The sequence below is a fragment of the Actinoallomurus purpureus genome (genome assembly GCF_024055795.1).
Taxonomy (GTDB): domain Bacteria; phylum Actinomycetota; class Actinomycetes; order Streptosporangiales; family Streptosporangiaceae; genus Actinoallomurus; species Actinoallomurus purpureus.
On the sequence record NZ_JAMXMY010000004.1, the window covers coordinates 110784 to 129027 of the forward strand.

At 66.5% G+C, this 18244-nt stretch carries 10 protein-coding genes; 4 read left to right on the forward strand and 6 right to left on the reverse strand.

Annotated elements, in window-relative coordinates:
* The first annotated feature begins 23 nt into the window (after positions 1 to 23).
* The 4 genes from NE236_RS10175 to NE236_RS45020 all read left to right on the forward strand — a co-directional run bounded on the left by NE236_RS10175 (position 24) and on the right by NE236_RS45020 (position 5662).
* Entirely contained in the window at positions 24 to 1019 is a 996-nt protein-coding gene (locus tag NE236_RS10175; protein WP_289850191.1) for a serine/threonine-protein kinase, read from the forward strand.
* Positions 1020 to 1063: 44 nt separating this feature from the next.
* Complete coding sequence (locus tag NE236_RS10180) at positions 1064 to 2593, forward strand: serine/threonine-protein kinase (RefSeq protein ID WP_252841634.1); 1530 nt, start codon at positions 1064 to 1066, stop codon at positions 2591 to 2593.
* Positions 2594 to 2859: 266 nt separating this feature from the next.
* Positions 2860 to 5175, forward strand: a complete 2316-nt coding sequence (locus tag NE236_RS10185) for a sensor histidine kinase (RefSeq protein WP_252841635.1) — start codon at positions 2860 to 2862, stop codon at positions 5173 to 5175.
* Between the two features lie 106 nt (positions 5176 to 5281).
* Positions 5282 to 5662 carry a DUF742 domain-containing protein gene (locus NE236_RS45020; RefSeq protein ID WP_372494297.1) on the forward strand — a complete coding sequence of 127 codons (381 nt, stop codon included), beginning with the start codon at positions 5282 to 5284 and terminating at the stop codon, positions 5660 to 5662.
* A 181-nt stretch (positions 5663 to 5843) separates the two neighbouring features.
* Here NE236_RS45020 and NE236_RS10190 read toward each other — a convergent pair whose 3' ends face one another.
* From NE236_RS10190 to NE236_RS10210, 6 genes are all read right to left on the reverse strand, one after another.
* Positions 5844 to 6602 (reverse strand): alpha/beta fold hydrolase, encoded by a 759-nt coding sequence (locus NE236_RS10190; RefSeq protein ID WP_252841636.1) that lies wholly within the window; start codon positions 6600 to 6602, stop codon positions 5844 to 5846.
* A gap of 230 nt (positions 6603 to 6832) precedes the next feature.
* Complete coding sequence (locus NE236_RS10195) at positions 6833 to 7054, reverse strand: hypothetical protein (RefSeq protein ID WP_252841637.1); 222 nt, start codon at positions 7052 to 7054, stop codon at positions 6833 to 6835.
* A gap of 98 nt (positions 7055 to 7152) precedes the next feature.
* Positions 7153 to 7284, reverse strand: a complete 132-nt coding sequence (locus NE236_RS43405; RefSeq protein WP_289850193.1) for a hypothetical protein — start codon at positions 7282 to 7284, stop codon at positions 7153 to 7155.
* Positions 7285 to 7483: 199 nt separating this feature from the next.
* Positions 7484 to 8308: an alpha/beta fold hydrolase gene (locus NE236_RS10200; RefSeq protein WP_252841638.1), complete on the reverse strand. Its 825-nt coding sequence runs from the start codon at positions 8306 to 8308 to the stop codon at positions 7484 to 7486.
* A 341-nt stretch (positions 8309 to 8649) separates the two neighbouring features.
* Positions 8650 to 12414, reverse strand: a complete 3765-nt coding sequence (locus tag NE236_RS44385) for a toxin glutamine deamidase domain-containing protein (RefSeq protein ID WP_252841639.1) — start codon at positions 12412 to 12414, stop codon at positions 8650 to 8652.
* A gap of 184 nt (positions 12415 to 12598) precedes the next feature.
* Entirely contained in the window at positions 12599 to 18097 is a 5499-nt protein-coding gene (locus tag NE236_RS10210) for a hypothetical protein (RefSeq protein ID WP_252841640.1), read from the reverse strand.
* Between the last annotated feature and the right edge of the window lie 147 nt (positions 18098 to 18244).

Here is an 18244-nt window from a genome sequence, read left to right on the forward strand (position 1 = left end):
ACGATTTGGTACTTATAGGGGTCATGTCACTAGGAGAAGGTTCCACACTGGGTGGGCGTTACCGTCTGCTATCACAGATCGGCCGCGGCGGAATGGGCACGGTCTGGCATGCTCACGATGAGCTTCTTGACCGCGATGTCGCGGTCAAGGCCATACTTTTGCCGTCCGATTTCACACCGGCCGAGTATGACGAGGTCTACCAGCGGACGCTTCAAGAGGCCCGGCTGGCCGCCCGACTGTCTCATCCGGCGATCGTGAACATCTACGACGTCGTCGAGGAGGAAAACCGGCCCTGGATCGTCATGGAGCTGATCCACGTTCCTTCGCTCAGGGACCTGATCGACGAGCGCGGCCCGCTGGAGCCGCCTGTTGTCGCGAAGATCGGGCTGCAGATCACGAACGCGCTCCTCGCTGCGCACGAGGCCGGCATTCTGCATCGCGACGTCAAGCCGGGCAACGTGCTCGTCGACGAGTCGCGGTCCCTGCGCGCTGTGCTCACCGATTTCGGCGTCGCCCGCGCGCACAGCGACGCGACCACCAGCAAGACCGAAGATTTGACCGGTTCCGCGGCCTACATGGCGCCCGAGCGTGTGGACGGCCAACCCTCGGTCGCCGCGTCCGACCTCTGGTCCCTCGGTGCCACGCTGTATGAAGCGGTCGAGGGGAAACCGCCGTTCAAGCGGCCCGAGCCGGTGGCGAGCCTGGTCGCCGTACTCAAGGATGACCCTGCTCCGACCGAGAAGGCCGGGCCCCTCCAACCCGTGATCGATGGCCTCCTCTGCAAGGACCCCGACGAGCGACTAACGGCCACGGAGGCCGCAGCCATGCTCGAACAGGTCATGAATGACCCCTCCGACTCAACTACCGAGTTCTCCGAGTTGTTCGTGTCGTCTGCGCCGGTCGCGCCAGAGCCATCGGTAAAGTCACCCAGGCGACGACCGACTCTGCAATCGGCATTGCTAGTCGCAATAGTGGTGACCGTCATGGCCGATCTGATCGTCTTCGCCATCGTCCGCTGAGGTTCGGCTTTGACACGCTGCCATATTAATTGCATCGAAAAATCATGCCCACCATGCAGTTGAGAGAAGACTCGGTTCTGGCCGGACGTTACCGTTTGCTGTCGCGCGTCGGTAACGGCGGAATGGGAACCGTCTGGCGCGCGCTCGACGAGCGACTCAACCGCGAAGTTGCGGTCAAGACGGTCCATTTTCCGCCCGGCCTGACAACGGCCGAGCGTCAGGTGCTCTACGAAAGGACGCTACGAGAGGCACGATCGGCCGCACGGCTGTCCCATCCCGGCATTGTGACCGTTCACGATGTGTTTGAACAGGACGGCCAGCCCTGCGTCGTCATGGAACTCCTTCATGCCCGCTCGCTGCACGATGTCATCAGAGCCAACGGCAGGATGCGACCGATGCAGGCGGCCGCGATCGGCGTCAAGATGCTGGCCGCACTCCGAGCCGCACACGCGGCCGGCATCCTGCATCGCGACGTGAAGCCGCCCAACGTGCTACTCACCCTTACCGAATCCGGCGACGTGGCCGCGACCTCCCGCGTGGTGATCACCGATTTCGGGATCGCCGCGATCGAGGGCGAACAGGCCCTCACCCGCACCGGCACGGTCCTGGGATCTCCGAATTTCATCGCCCCGGAACGCGTAGCCGGCGAATGGGCGAGCCCCGCCTCCGACCTGTGGTCCCTCGGAGCGACGCTGTACACCGCCGTCGAGGGACGGCCGCCCTACTCTCGCGGCACCGCCATGGAGACGCTTCAGGCGGTCTACAGCGATGAGCCCACCCCGCCACTCCACGCCGGGCCGCTCACCCCTGTGCTGAGAGGCCTCCTGACCAAGGACGTGACGCTTCGGATGTCGGCCGAGCAGGCGGCGGAAGGACTCGCCCAAGTCCTCCAGCAGACATCTCCTAGTCCAGACACGCCCATTCCAGAAAACCCGATCGAACCGCACACGCAAAACGAGCCTACGCCGGAAGCGGCTCCGCCTGCGGGAAAACCGTCACGGACCAGGAAATGGAGGACGCCGGTGTTGGCGGCGCTGACCGTACTCGCCGTGGCCGGGGCGGGCTTCGTCGCACTCCGCCCGCCCGGCGAGAAGACCGACCATGGCAGCAACTGGGCCTCCGCCGTAGCGGCTGGTTTTCGGCAGGCGAACGGCCCCGGCATGACGACGCTCGACGTACCGGCCAAATGGCGGCGAAAGGCGCTGACCGCCGCTTCCGTACGATGGACCGAGCCGAAGACGGGGGCCTATGTTCAGGTGAGCGCCGCCCACTGGGACGTGCCCGACCCCGTCGAACACTGGCGAAGATTTCAGCGTGAAATGATTCAGCGATCAACGTTCCCCACCATGCGCGTTCTGCGGTGGGGCCAGCCGTTCTCCGCCCGCGGCTGGACAACGGCCGACATCGAGTTCACCTCGGCCCGGGGCCGCCACCACAGGCTGCACGGCTATGGCCGCGCCTTCACCGCGAATGGGCATCAGTACACCATCCTTGTCGTCGCCGCGGCTGCGCGCTGGAACAACCGATACGCCGCCGCGCTGACCACGGCGTTCCAAACACTCCAGCCGGCCTAATGCGCCGCGTACGCCGACGACGTCAGACGCCTGCCTCCCTCTCTCTGCGGTCGACGAGCGTGGGGTCTGCGGAACGCGGGCCCACCCGGCCGTCCTCACCATCGATGACCAGCAACCCCGGCTACGCCCCTGACACACTGAGTCCATTTTGTGGCACTTGAGGCGCTTGTGGCGATTGTCGGCTAGATGGTGAACTCAGCCGCATTGGGCGATCCTGCGCTGATGTTGCGCCTGTCATGCGCCCATACGAATCCGATAGGGCTGTCATGGCTACACACAAGCGTTCTACGCGCCGTTCGCTGCGGTTGCGTCTAGTGGCGCTACTTTTGGTGCCTCTTTCATCACTGACGGTAATTTGGTCGTTCGGCGCCTACGTGACGACCCGAGACGCCCTCGCTAAGTACGACGCGTCGACCACGTTCCACAAGATCGCCATGCCGGGTATGCCGCTCACACTCGCGCTCCAACTGGAGCGGGGCACATCGGTGCCGTATGTCGCAACGGCTCGTTCGCAGGGGCGCTCGTCGGTCGTACGCAGCCGGGCGGGCACGGACGCGATGGTGGAGACCTTCCGTCGATCGGTGCTGTCATCTGCTGCTCGCCGCACGTCGAGCCCCTTGACCAGACAGCGGCTCGGCGAGTTGCTGAAGCAACTCGCCGGGCTGCCCGACATACGTCTGCGGGTCGATGCCGGACCGGTAGACGCGCTGCGTGCGATCGATGATTACGGCGCGTTGATCGACTCGTTCATGCATCTCTACAGTGGCCTCGTGATGATCAACGATCTGAACGTCTACCGCGAAGGTCTCGCGATCGTCAATGTGAGCAAGGCCGAAGAACTCCTGGCGCGCGAGGATGCACTGGTGACCGGGGCTCTGGCCAGTAGGACCGGGAAGCTGACCGCCCCGGAGTACGCCATGTTCGTGCAGACCGCGAACAACGAACGTTATTTGTTCGATACCGGAATGGCAGATCTGACCCCGAGCCTACGGGCCCCACTCGGCCAATTGGCCGCTTCCTCAAGCTTCGCTGCCCTTCGCACACTGGAAGGCGCCGTTATCGCCGGTGGTGCGAGAGCCTCGTTGGCGCCGACGGCGCTTAGCTGGCGGGCTGCCACCGGATCGGTCATGGCGGCATTGCAGCAAGCGATCGCCCGGACCGGCGTCGCTTTGGCCAGCGAGGCCAAGCCCATCGGCGACAGAATTATGTTGCTGCTATATGCCGCAGGCGGACTTGGCCTGGTCGCCGTGGCGCTTTCTATCGCGGTCTCAGCACGGTTCGGCCGAAGCCTAGCCCGTGAGCTGACCGCCCTTCAGCGGACCGCGCTCCATCTGGCCAACGAGCGCCTCCCCAGGGTGATCAAGCACCTTAGAGAAAACAAGAGAGTAGACGTCACCGCCGAAGCGCCGCGCGTTTACATCGGCACGAGCAAAGAAGTCGCAAACGTTGCCGATGCGCTGAGCACCCTGCAACGAACCGCTATCGAGGCGGCCATCAATGAGGCATATCTACGGGAAAGCATCCACCAGGTCGTCCGCAACATCGCATGGCGGAATCAGACTTTGCTGCACCGCCAACTCTCCATGCTCGACGCCATGGAACTGCGAGCAACCGAGCCGGCTGCCTTGAAAGACCTCTTCGCGCTCGACCACCTAACGACGCGTATGCGCCGCCACGCCGAGGGCTTGGTGATCTTGTCCGGCGTGCCACCAGCCCGCGGCTGGCACAACCCGGTGCCCATACGTGATGTCATGCGGGCCGCGATCGCCGAGGTCGAGGACTATACCCGTGTCATTGTGGAGACGGGGCCGGCCGCCGCACTGGTGGGTGAGGCTGTCGCCGACGTTACCCATATGCTGGCGGAACTTATCGAGAACGCGACTTCCTTTTCACCACCAGAGACGTATGTGCGTGTGCGCGGAGAACCTGTGGCCAGCGGTTACGTGGTCGAGGTGGAGGACGGGGGCATCGGGATGAATTCCCAAGAGTTGGCCGATTCCAACGCGCGGGTGACGTCGTCTTCGGAATTTGATCTCGCCGACAGTAACCGGCTCGGGCTGTTCATCGTCGGAAGGATCGCCTCTCGTAGAGGAATCCGCGTAACACTCAGGTCATCGCCCATCGGCGGAGTACAGGCTGTCGCCCTGATTCCATCCGACCTGATCACCCGCGATCGGGGATCCGCCGATGAAAACGGCTTGTCCAATGAGCCAGTCGCCAAATCCGGCCGGCTCCCCGCCTCAAGCCTGGAGTCGCGTCCTCCGGTGCCTGCCGGCATCTCAAAGGAGACGGCAACTCCGCCACCGCCTGACTCGAATGTGACGGCTGAACACACGTCCGCCGACGTCGGACAGATTTCGCCTCCTCCGTCCATCGACGGGCGGACCGAGAGCACGGTCCGTAAATTGCCCCGCCGGGTCCGCCAAGCAAATATGGCGCCGCAACTGCGTAAGGACCATGCCAAACATGAACCGACCCGAAACGACCCCGCCAACACGCGCCCTCCGACGGAAGTACGGTCGCGCCTGGAATCGTTTCAAAATGGATGGCTCCGAGGACGTGAAGAGAATTTCGAAGAGTGAAACATCAAAGTAGTTGCCGCAGCTAGCTGGTTAGATGTGTCCGCTCGGCACCTTGGCCATACCACCAGGGCCAGGAAGTGAAGCACCCTTCGGGATCTGATGCTCAGTGAACCCGCCCAAACATGACCGCTGGTTTGATGGCGCCGCCGGGCCGGTCGTCCGGCCCTACGCGGTGACCCAAGGGCGGACCGGGTCGCCAGGGAAATCATTCGATCTACTCGCCATCGTGGTCGGTTCTTCCGCATCAGAGGTCGATCGCGCGCGCCTGGAGGCGGAACACCTACGCCTCCTGGCACGCTGCCAATCCCCGATCACCGTCGCCGACCTGGCATCCGGCATGAACCTTCCACTGGGCGTTGTGCACGTGCTCCTCGGCGACTTGCAGGACAGAGGCATCCTGAGCGTTCACGCCCCGGAGGAGCCATCCCAGTATTCGCATGGCGAGGAAATACTCTCGAGGGTCCTCGCCGGACTGCATTCTCTCTGATCTGCGGGTTGCGGACGATCACGCGCAGCACCCGCTGGGCCCATTCGATCAGCCTGTCGGCGCTGGAACACAGGCGTCTCCCTGGGATCGATGGCGTGGTGTGGCGAAGGCCGACCGGTGGTACCGGTCGGCCTTCACGAGCAGAGGGGTCAGGATCCGCCGTTGGGCGGCCGAGGGGACGTCAGCCGACGGCGCGGGCCGCGTCGATGATCGTGTCCGCGACCGTGCCGGGACGGGTGAGCAGGGACAGGTGACCGGCCGGGACCTTCACCACGTGGGATCCGGCCCGGTTGGCCATGAACAGCAGCTCTGCCGGCGGGATAACGTTGTCCGCCGTGCCGACGACGGCCCACGAGGGGATCGTCTTCCAGGTGGGGACGCCCGACGGCTCCGAGGTCGCGCTGACGGCGAGCGGCCGCTGGCCGGCGGCCAGCAGGCGTGCCTGCGCCGACGGGACGCCGTTCGCGAAGCAGCCTTCGAAGCCCTGGTAGCTGCCGTTGGGGGCGTACTTCAGGTACGCGTCCACGTCGCCCTTCGGACCGCCGGGGTAAGGGACGAGGTTGAGGAACGTGCTGGGAGCAGCGGTCACACACGAACCGGGCCGGGCCGAGTTGAGCTGGGACACCGTCTCGCCCTTGGCGGGGATGTAGGCGTCGTCGTACACGAACGCGTGGACGTTGTGGCTGAGGGCGGCGGCGTTGGTGATGACGAACCCGCCGTAGGAGTGGCCGACCAGGACGACCGGGCCGGGGATCGTGTTCACGAAGTCGGCGATGGTCTGCGCGTCCGACTGGACGCCACGGAGTGGGTTCGGGGGAGCGTAGACCGTGTAACCCGCGTTCTGAAGGCGGCTCATGACGGGGTTCCAGCTCGACGCGTCGGCCCAGGCGCCGTGCACGAGCACGATCGTCGGCTTGGCCTGCGCGGCTTCAGCGCGCACAGCGTGAGCCGGCGTCGGCGCTGGTGCCGAAACGGCCGGAAGGGCCGCGGCCGTGCCTGCGGCGAGGAGACCGGCGACAGCGACCGCGGTGCCGACGGCACGGCGACGAAGACGGAGAGGCATGGTGACTCCATGTTCTGCGGGGTGGAGGGTGAGAAGAAGACGGAACTGCCTTCGCATTGGGGGCGCCACCCGGCGTGTGAGCACGGACAGCGCCCCAGATCGCCGGGTCAGCCGGTGACGGTGCGCACTGCCTCGCGGATGAGGTCGGCGACCCGCATCGGCTGGGACAGCATCACCAGGTGCGAGGAGGCGGCCTCGACCGTGGTCATGCCCGCCCGCTGGTAGCCGAAACGCTCGACCGAGTGCCCGACCAGCACCACCGGTCCCGGGATCTGCCGGACCGCGGAGGCGATGTAGTCGGAGTCGCCGACCAGGCTGCGATTGGGCACCGCGGCCGCGACCACGGACAGGCCGTCGGCGAGGAGTTCGGGAATGACCCGGGCGAAGCTGGAGGCGTCGGCGAAGGCGCCAGCAGTGACTACGTGACCTAGTGCACGAGCGGCGTACGCAGGGCGACGTGGCCGGTTGCCGGATGTGCCGTCACCGTCTCGGCGAGACCCGCGCCGACGCCGACAGCCGCCGCAACGCCCAGCGCAAGCGCGATCAGTTTCCTTCGCACTGTCTTTTCTCCTTCATAGATGTTCGCCGCCGACCGAACGTCGGCGGCGAGGCGAGTATGAGACGTACGACTGGAGAGCAAGTGCAGGGATTCTTGACGCCGCATTGGGCCGGCGATTCATCAGCGAGCTCTCATACAACCAGCCGCCTGGCCTGAGCCCGGGTGCAGCGAGCTCAGGCGAGTACGGCCTCACGGTTGGTCAGGAGCGGATGAAGGCCAGCAGGTCGGCGTTGATCGTGTCGGCCTGAGTGGTCGGCATACCGTGCGGGAAGCCCGCGTACGTCTTCAGCGTGCCGTTCTGCACCAGTTCGGCCGTTCGCGGCGCCGTGATGGCGTAGGGAACGATCTGGTCGTCGTCGCCGTGCATCACCAGGACCGGCACACTGATCTTCTTGAGGTCCTCGGTGTAGTCCTCATCGGCGAACGCGAAGACGCAGTCGTAGTGGGCCTTCGCAGCACCCATCATGCCCTGGCGCCACCAGTTCTCGATGACCGCCTCGGACGGCTCGACGCCCGGCCGGTTGAAGCCGTAGAACGGGCCGGACGCCACGTCCCGGAAGAACTCCGAGCGGTTGGCGGCCAGCCCGGCCTGCAGGCCGTCGAAGACGCTCTGAGGCTGCCCGTCCGGGATGGCCTCCGTCTGCTGCATGGACGGCGTCACAGCGCTGATCAGCGCCACTTTCGCCACCCGACTCTCGCCGTGACGGCCGATGTAGCGTGCCACCTCGCCGCCACCGGCGGAGTGCCCGACGTGGACGGCGTCCCGCAGATCGAGGTGCTCGGTCAAGGCCGCCAGGTCGTCGGCGTAGTGGTCCATGTCGTGACCGTCGCCGACCTGTGCCGATCGGCCGTGCCCGCGCCGGTCGTGGGCGATCACCCGATAACCATGGTGGAGGAAGAAGAGCATCTGGGTGTCCCAGTCATCGGACGACAGCGGCCACCCGTGACTGAAGACGATCGGTTGACCGGAGCCCCAGTCCTTGTAGAAGATTTCCGTACCGTCTGTAGTCGTGATCGTGGCCATTCTTGACCTTGCTTTCTGTCGGCGGAAAACACACATGCCATGGGCGTGAGCCCGGCGATGGAAGTCGACTCACGCCGAGTCTGCGATCCACGATGCTCTCGTATTCACGCGACACTAACTCAAGCTAGGGTGATCCACTTGATGACGAGTGGACACTTTATGGATTCCGCATCGGCACAGAGGTCCGAACGCTTCGGTGGGATCCCAGGCGTCCTCCGGGTCGGACACCTGCCCGACGGCGGCGACAGGACAGCGTGATGTGACGGTGGCGCTTGGTGACGACCGCTCCGTCCGCCAACTGGTGGGCGGAGTGTCGATGGGCCAGACGGCGAAGTTCGGGCCTAGCTATTCGGCGACGACGTTCCGCGGGACGGGGTCGGACCTCCGAAGCGCGTGCGGCTTCGCTTGCCGGTCCCGCCGATCGAGGTGACCTCGACGCAGTACTTCTCGCCGTTGTTGTCGGCCATGCTGTGGGTGCTCTTCGTCCACTGCAGCGCTTTGGGCTCGAGATCGGCGGTCCCCTCAGCCTTGCCGCTGGGGTGGTACATCATGAGCCCGACCTCGACGGCGTTGGCCGGCAGCGCCGCCAGGCCGCCGATCTGGCCGTCGAGGAACACCACGCCGACGTCGGTGTGGGTGACGTTGAAGAGGTGCGGGTCACCCTGGCGAGCGCCGATGAAGACCACGCCACGGCTGCCAGGCTCATCGGCGATGCGGGTGATGATGTCGTCGTAGCCGTCGACCTGCACCCAGTGGCCCCCGTACCGGTCCTGGAGCAGGTCCAGCCCGTACCAGCCGCCGGTGCCGGAAGGCGGCACCCGTACCTGCGCGTCCCCGTTGAGCATGTAGTCGACGGCCACGACCGCCTGGTTGCAGTTCATCGTGTTGCCGGTGGGGTTCAGTGCGTGCAGCACCGGATAGCGCTCCGCGACGAACCTGGCCAGCTTGGCCGCCACCGCCCCCTCCTCAAGGGCGGAGACGCTCTGGTTGATCGACGGCTGCGTCGTGACCCCCGGGACCGGACGGTTGATCCCGGCCCATGGGCCGTCACCACGCCTGGGCGTCACCACGTCTGTATTCCGCGGAAGCCGCAACCGGGCGACCACCCAAGACCGGTCACCATCACCCGCGGTGGACGGGGGAACCGGCAACGACCGGCCTCCCCTCATCGGCGTCGGTCGGAATGGAACAGGCTGGAACGAAACCCGCCCCATCGGCACCCCGCGTCGGATGCCGTAAGTTCGAATACCGTCGCCGGCGCTCGCACTCCGGTATACCCCGGAACGACCGGGGCCGGCCTGCTGCGAACGGCCACCGTGCCGATACGCGCTCACCGGCACCGGCTCCGGCACCGACACCGGCGCGACCGACACCCACACGGGACGCCCGGCACCATGTCGTGGTGCGGACGTATCGAGCGACCGCGCCCGCGTCTGGACCGCGACCACCGCCGGGTCCATACCGCGCATCGAAAGCTCTCCGTAGATCAGCAGCCGCACAGCGCCGGCCACGATCTCCCCCGCGGGGACGCTACGGCCGATGCGGAACAGCCGGCGGAACAGCCCGTGGGAGGCCACATCGCCATCAGGGCTCTCCACGCGCACGCGCAGACGCGACCCTCTCCTTGCCTGGTCGGCGACGTGCGCCGCAAACCGATGCAGGTCGGCACGCTGACCGGGCAGTAGGCGGCGCTGCCTGTCGGCGAACACCACCAGCAGATGGTCCATCTCCCGGCGCCGCAGATCGTCGATGATCCCGTTGACTCGGTGCATAAGGCCGACCGCCCCAGAGCGGCTGCGATTTCTCGGCCCTATGGTTAGGGAGACCTGCATCCTGAGAGCCTCGAGCGCGGCTCTCAGCGGCCTCGCCTGCCAATCACCGGACCGGGAGAACGAATGAAGGGCTAGCACCGTGTCGGCGATGATGTTGCTGGTCACCTCGTCTCGGGTTATCGGAGTACGGAGCGACTCGGCCTGTCCGTCGACGACCTCCTCCAGGAGTTCGCGAACCTGTGACACCGGGCCGCCGTCCCTCGGCAGACCGCTCAGATGGCCCACTGCGGCGTTCAACGCCTCGGTGAATTTTTGGCCTTTCGGGTTTTGTTCGTTCAGGGCAAGCTTTTCCCTGTTTGCATAAGCCAGCTGCGCGAAGTCGGCGACGGCCCGGTACTTTTCTTCGGCCTCATCGATGGAGAACCACCGCTTACCAAGGTTACGCCACTCCACGACAATGAGGGGATGCGTGAGTCGGCCGTCGTTCGTGTCGGCGCTGTCGAAGTTCGTCCGGACGTTCATGGCGTCCGCTTGGTCGACGTGGACTCGTCGCCGGTGCCTCGGCTGCAACATGTTGTTGACGTAGTCGTCCAGGGTCAGTTCGTCCTGGTACTGCAACGGATATTTAAAGATGTCGAGGGCGGGAAGATTCTGCCGAATGCGCTGTTCTTTGTGACGCCGAATATCTTGAGCGAAGTCATATTCGATATATTCTCGCAGTCGCGTTTTGATGGGGCGGGCATTCTTGTAGATATATTCTCGCGCTGCGACGGGAAGCGCTTGCAGGACGCCCGAGAATGAGGTGCGCAATGTCGCATGAACATTGTTCTTCGCTCGGCCGCCGGGATTTATTAGGTAGGTGTGGACTTCAGCATAGGCGTGTGAGGCCAAGAGCTCCATGGCCGAGGCGAACAGACTGACTGCCGGCGTATAGTCCAGCGCCACCACCGCATACCTGTCCACCGAGGTGTCGCTCTTGATCCGAAATTGTATGAAGTCGCGGGTGACGGACGCAGCGAATCCCAGGCTCGATGCCAGGTATCTCTGCATGAAGGGAAAGCCACCGTTATGGCGCGCAGCGAATCGCTGAAAAGCCGGGATGCTTTCCCCGGGCAGGCCTACCGATATCTGCGGGGTGCCCCACTGTGTGCCCCAGGGGCCAGGCACAATGGAAAGTTGAGCTGACTCCCGAAAGAATCGCCGCCCGGGCGCGGGTGGGAACAGGTCCAGCAGAGAGGTCCCTGGCCGGCCGGGCCCGGCGTCACCACCGTGGGGCCGTGCCGTGCGTAGGATCCGCAGAACCTCCCGGATGCTCCGGTAACCCTGCTCGAGTGACGGCAGGTTGGTCTCCTCCGGCAGGATGACGCCGACAGGGGGTTTGTTCACTATCTCAACGATCATGACCGTTTGCCTGGTCACCCTTCCCACGCGGGCGGCGAGCGCCGCTTCTTGCGACGGGAAGTAACGTCCGCCGGCGACAACCACCTCCCAGCTGTCGGTTATCAGCTTGATCCCCAGATTGTCGTCCTCCATGAGGATGGTTTCGTGGTCGAGCGGCACGCCGTTGCGACCATGCACGATGAAGCCGACTTCCAGTTCCACGCCCATGGCCTTGTACTTCAGGTCACGCGACGGGTCCACCACCGCGTCCACGGTTCTCGCCACGGAGACCAGGTCTTCGGCCAGGGGCACCGCGCGGCCCGACGAGTCGACGACGATGACTCGCGTCCCGATCGAGGGCGCCATCGGCTGCCCGGTGACCGGGTTGGTCCAGCCCTGCACTATTGCCGGGCTGACCCGTCCGCCCTCAGTCTCCTGGGTCTCGATCCGAAAGACCGTTCCGTCCTCATTGCGCAGGACGAAGCCGTGCCGGTTCTGGTCACCTGGTGGTGAGGTGAGAACGAACGCGGCCGCCCCGTGGCCGAGCTCTTCCAGCCGCCGTATCACGATCTCGAGCGAGCTCCCCACCGGCTGCCAGACGCCACCCACGGCCGAGGCCAGGGCGTCTTGGTGCCGGCCGGTGCCCAGCGCGGAATCATCGCGCATGACCCGAGGTGATTTGTAGAAGTCGGCGCGCACAGACTCCATGCGGATGACACAGTCGACGGAATTTCCCTCGAACGGCGGGAGGACCTTCTTCAGCCGTTCATTCAGCCTCGTCGCTGTATCGCTGCGGTCCGCGCCCGCCGCGGTGAGGCTGAACCGGCCATCAGGGTGACGAATGGCGGCCGAGGCCTGGACACACGCGTTGTTCCCCGCCGCAGTGCAATAACGTGACGTGCGCCAAGCGGCGAATCCACCATTGACGCCGCGGCCCAGCGAGATGATCGACACGGTTGGCCTTCCCGGTGACCAGAGCAGACGGGCGACGCTTCCGACCTTCCGGGGCACCGTACACTTTTGGGCTCATCGAGTGACTGGCGCGTCACTGTAGCGGATCTCTCCGCTGGCGTCTGTGACGCCCCTGTGGCCACCCCTTCGATGGGGCGTCGTCGGGGAACAGCGCCCAAGGCCCCGGTCACCGGCCCACCGCCGGCACCAGGACGACGACTGCGACAGAAACGCACGCCTCCGGTTCGTTCGGGCGCCCCGGCAGGCTGTGCGTGCTCTTCTTCCAGTCGAGAGGTTCGGACCCGGCGGCCTTGGCCATGACCTGCCCTGGCCGGTCCACGAACGGTGCCTCATCCGTACCGGTGGTGATGCGGGACTCGTCGGCCGGGGTTTCGGTGGTACGGAGCAGCAGGTCTCCGACGACCCATCGGGTGCCGGAGGGGCCGCGTACCTCCAGTACGGCGACGGCGCGGATACGGTGGCCGGTGTGTCCGGAGCCGTCGGCGCCTTCCTTCGGGGTGCCGATGCGCAACAGTTCGCGGCGCTGGCTGGAGAAGTTGGAGATCTGGCCGAAATGCTCAGTGCCACCGAGGAGGGGGATGGACGGGCCGCCGCGGTCGGTCCCGTCGGATTTCAGCGGCGAACCACCGAAGGTCAGCGAGAAGGCGGTGGACTTGTCCGTCTGGCTGATGAACCCGTCCGTGGACAGCTCGACGCGGTCGATGGCGACGTCTTTGCTGGTGGTCTCCTGACGGGGGGAGTACAAGGTGACCTTGATCGAGGTGCCTTTGCCGCCGCGACGCCCGAGGATGGGGGCGGTGGCGGCGGGCTCGAGCAGGGTCAGCCGGTTGCTGGCGACGAGTTGGTTGAGCCGCAGGAACATACCCTCGGCCGACTGGGAGGTCTGTGGGGCCAAATCCTGTTCCAGCGACGGGTCCACATTCCGTAGTGCCTGGCCCAACTGCCGTATCCCGCCGAAGTCGTAGATCTGGAACGGCCGTGAGGGGACCCACTGCGGGCCGGAGAGCAACCCGCGCGCATCAGCGGGGACCTCGTCCGGGCCGATCTGTATGACGTATCCGCCCGGTGTGGGACCGGGGGTGACGGTCGGGTCGAAGGCATACAGGCCGGGCTGGACCGATGCCGCGCGGTAGCCGCCGTCATCCGGCGCCTCATCGGCGTCGAACCGCAGACTCACCGACGCCGGCTGCCAGCCGGTCGCCTGACTGACGGGACGTGGAAGGTGCTGGAGTACCGGGTCGAGCAGGTTGAGGATGCGCGTGGCCCGCCCGGCCCATACGAGACCGTTGAGCCCGGCGCCGACCAGGCGCACCAGCAGTGCCTCGTCCAGCGGACGGGAGCTGACGATCCACGCGTAGGCGTACGGCACCTCGTTGAACTCGACGCTGTTGACGGTACGTTTCCAGGTCCGCAGCTCGCGGGCGGAGGTCTGGAGGTCGGTCGTGGTGCGGTTACCGGACAGGCGCAGGGTCGGCCGGCCCTGGTTGCCCCTGACCTGGCCCAGCGGTGCGAAGTCCATCTCGTGACTGGTGGTCCGGGTGGTGCTCACCCCGGTCGCGCCGGGCACCTTGAGCGCCGCGCCGTCACCGTTGGAGCGGCCGAAGACGTTGTCCACACCGGAGTTCGGATCCACCATCCGGCCGCGTATCCCCGCCAGGTCGACGCCCGGGGCGGGCCGGGCGGTGAACGCCACCTCCACCAGCCGGGGCCCGAGCCAGGAGCGGTGGATGAAGTGGAAGGCGGTGTGGCCGTTCGGTCCAGCGTTGGGCAGGGTCCGCAGACCCAGCGTGGAGGTGTGCTCGTTGATCCGCGTCAGCACATTGCGCAGATAGGTGGCGTGACCGGGCCGGGTCACTCCCGGAGCCTGCTCCTCCACCGCGGCGATCACGGCGTTGTGGAGGGCGTTTCTGCCGCCTTGCAGGTGGACTTCGGTAACCGCGCCCGCACCCATGGCGCCGCCGCCGTCGATGTACCACGGGGGCAGCATCCGGTTCCGCGGCCGGCCTTCGGACAGCGGGGGGAAGTCGCCTATGGCCAGCAGTTCGGGATGGTTGCGCAGATCGTTGTCGACGAGTAGGAATTCCAGCCCGTCGGGGGCCTCCACCATGCGGGTGCGTTCCAGGCTGGGGCCGGGACGCAGCGTGCCGGCGACGATGTTGCCCAACCCCCGGCGGACGGTGACGGCGTAGACCACCTTCGCGGTGAACCGGTGGGCCAGCGTGGTGTCTTCGGTCGTCACCCGGAACGCACCGGTGTTGTCGTTCACCACCGAGCTGTCGGTCGTGGAGGAACCGAACTGATACGTGCCCGCAGGGTTGAAGGACCGGTGCGCGGTGCCGTACTGACCGGCCACCGCCCCCGCGAGGTGATGCCCCGCGGTGAGGGAGTCGGTGGTCATGGAGAAGTTGGTGGACTGCAGCCACCGCTCGCTGTCCAGCTTCGGCGGCTGCGGCAGCAACCGGACGTCGGTGATGTACCCCGTCACCTCGACCGTGACGTCGGTTCCCGCGATCGCGCCGGCCGTGCCGCCGCCCTCGACCACGTAGGAGTCACGGAAGATACGCAGCGCATTCGCCGACAGGTGCTGGGGGGACAGCGCGTTCTGGTGTACCTGCTCGGTCGCCGACTCCCCGTTCGCGGCCGGCTCCCCCACCGCGACGTGCCGCACGAACCGCCACGCGGCCACCGCCCCGGTCCACTTCGCCGTTTCCCAGGCGGCGGTCTTGGCCACGGACGTGGCCGCGTCGGTGAGGGCCTTGGCCCACGAAGACGCGGCCGGGGCCTCGGCTGCACGTGCGGTCGTATTCGCAGGTACGTGATGCGTCGGCAGGATCGGGCCGTGCCGCAGGCGGTCCGGACCGACCTGCGCCTCCAGATCGAGCTCCGCGTCGTCCGGCCTATCGTGCGGCCAGGCGCCGGGCATCGGCGGGGGCACGGTCTGTTGCGCGGCGCGCTCCAGCTCGGCCGCTTCCTGCTCCAGGTCGTTGAGGATGTTGTGGACGGTTTCCTTCAGCGCCTTGCTGCCCTCGACCCGTTCCAGCACGGCCGTGTCCGGCAGCCGCAGCACTCCGTCGTGGTAGGTGTGGCCGTCCCCGGGCAACGCCAGCCGAGCGATGTCTTCGTCCGTCTGGTCGCGTACGGTCACCGGCCGCGGGGCTGGGGCGGCGAGCGGCGCGCTCAGCGTACGGAACGTCGGGACCGCCAGCCGCACCGAGCCGGCGACCTCCGCCGGCTCGGGGGCCGGTCCGTGGCTGAAGGAGAACTCCATCCGATAGGTGACCGGGACCAGGAACAGCTGGCTTCCGTCCGCGGTGGGACTCAGCAGGTAGTACTCATGACCGGTGCCGGAGCTCGACCCGTTCACCTTCGCCGTCTGCCGGTTGTAGGTGTACTCGCCCGTGATCCGGTTCAGCCGCTGAGTGACCTGCTTGCTCTTGAGCGGGTTGGTGACCGAGCCGGTGACGCCGGCGTTCCACGCGAACGGTGCGGATCTGAACTGCTCGTCCCCGCCGATGGTGGAGCCGGTGTAGTTCAGCGTCTGCACATCAGGCAAGGTCCAGTAGTGCTCCACCTCGGCGTCCTGCCCGGTGTACCTGCGCTCGGCTGTCAGCTTCACCGTCGCTCGCCACACACCCGTTGTCGTGGGCAGCTCGAAGGTGATGCCGGCACCACCTTGGATCATCTCCTCCAGCTCCGAGCGCAGCCCCAACCGCGACCGCGCCTGGTCCAGTTTGCGCATGTTGTTCAGTCGGCTGGCCCGGACGGACTTTTGGGTGACCGTGTCCAGCGCCGCTGCCACAGTGGACTGCGACGGCAGGAAACCGTGCTCACCAAGCCATTGCTCCGCCTGATCAAACAGCGGCTTTACGTCGCTGACCTGCAAAGGCGTTGTGGACACCCCGAGCGAGTGCAGATGCGCCAGATGCGCCGGCAGGTACCGGGGCTGCGTGGGCGCATGCCCGAGGGTCGCCAGCGACGGCACCTTCATGGTCACTGGGTACCGTTTCCCGGCATCGGCCAGCGGCGTGCCCGCCACCGGATGCGCCTCCGTACCAGCCGGACGTACGAGAGTGACCCGTACCCTCGCCTGCGGCGCCACCTGGAACAACGGCTTGGCCGCCCGCAGCGAGCGCACCACCCGCGCGCTGCCACCCGAACTCAACGTGTGGGCGAACGTGTGGTTCACGCCGGCCTGGACGGTCAGGGTGCCGCCGATACCGTCCACCCCGGTCTTCGGGTCCTCGTCGCCTCCCAGCACGAACGACAACCCCGGAATCGGCAGGTTCACCCCCAGGGCATTGGTCACCGACGAACTGCCCTGCATCCTCAGCGACCGCAGGACATACGTCTCCACCACCGCGTTCTGCGTCGTCGGCCCCGTGATCCGGTCACCCCCGTCGAGGTCGAGGCCGATCTTCAGATACCCGACCACGGCCCCGGACTTCGCGTACAAGGTGGGCGACGGCACCGACCCGCCCCATGCCGACGGCAGGTTGGCCCGGAGGTTGCCCTCGCTGAAGAACTCCCTCAGCTCCTCCCGCGACCAGTCGGACAGGTGGCCCAGGTGGCCGGAGAACGAGGCCATGACGTCGGCGAACAGCCGGTCGTGCTCGGGGATGTTCACCGGGCCGTACAGCGGTACCTCGTCCAGCAGCCGCTCGACCGGCGCCGGTACGGTCGCCGGATCGTTCGGATCCTGGAGAGCCGGCACCGCTTGCGACAGGTGCTTGGGGAACCACACCACCAGTTTGTCGGGAGCCGGCCCCTTCACCGCCTGCCAGCCGTCGTCTGGCACCCGGCCTGAGAAGAGCTCCGATGTCGCGTCTCCCGGCCGCAACTGCCATGTCATCTCGTACTCGTAGGGGAAGGTACGTTCCCGGACGCGCAGGATGACCATGGGCTGGATGGTCGAACCCGTCGTGACCACGCTGGTGGCCTGGTTGTAGACCATGTTGAGCTGTGGGCTGACCGCCACCTGGTGCAGCTTGCCGCGGTCGGTATCGAAGTAGTGGGTATAGGCGGCAGAGCCCGGCCGTACGCTGCCCTTTGCCGCAGTGTCGTCCGTCTCACCGATACCGAAAGCCCAGCGTTGCACCGTCACGGGCGGACCGCCGTCGGGCATCGACGGCATCCCCGGGTCCGCCTTGCCCACCAACGTCGCCGACAACCGCAGCGAGACCGGATACCACCGCCCCTTGTACTTCACCCGCAACGGCAACCCCGACGTGCTGAACAGCCGAGTCCACTCCGCGGTCAGCAGACGGCTCGTCAGCACACGGTCCACATCGGCATGAAACTGCGCATCCGGCTCTGTGTTGCCCTCCACCACCCGGAACACCTGCCGCCGAAGCCACTCAACCGTCCCCTGCGGCACCGGAGCGATGTGCGCTAGCTCCACCGCACCGTCCCGCCCCGTCCCGAAATCCCGGACCGGGCCGCTCGGCGCGCCGGCCTCCTCCGGTTCGCGCACCGCGACGCGGGTCCGACCGGCACGCGGGGCGGCCCGCCTGGAACGCCGCGCGGTGACTGCCGGGGCGGACGCCGGGGTCCAGGTGGGCCGTCCGGCCGCCTGCGATGCGGCGACGACGGATCGTGGATCAGCCACGGTCACGGGCCGGGTGCGGCTCGGCGTGGCCGGTGCGACGGCCGGGTCGATGATGAACACGCCGCCGATCAGATGACCGGAGGCGACGTCAACGCACGCGTGAGGGACGGCCGCAGCGCTTCGTGTTGACATCCGCCATCCGGCTGCCTGCCGGTACTCACGATCAACGGGGCTGACCATGGCCACGCTTCCCTATGACGACTTCTC

What these genes read in the sequence shown, in the direction of transcription:
- NE236_RS10175 (WP_289850191.1), top strand. Translation starts at nt 24, where the DNA reads ATGTCACTAGGAGAAGGTTCCACACTGGGTGGGCGTTACCGTCTGCTA.
- NE236_RS10180 (WP_252841634.1), top strand. Translation starts at nt 1,064, where the DNA reads ATGCCCACCATGCAGTTGAGAGAAGACTCGGTTCTGGCCGGACGTTAC.
- NE236_RS10185 (WP_252841635.1), top strand. Translation starts at nt 2,860, where the DNA reads ATGGCTACACACAAGCGTTCTACGCGCCGTTCGCTGCGGTTGCGTCTA.
- NE236_RS10200 (WP_252841638.1), bottom strand. Translation starts at nt 8,308, where the DNA reads ATGGCCACGATCACGACTACAGACGGTACGGAAATCTTCTACAAGGAC.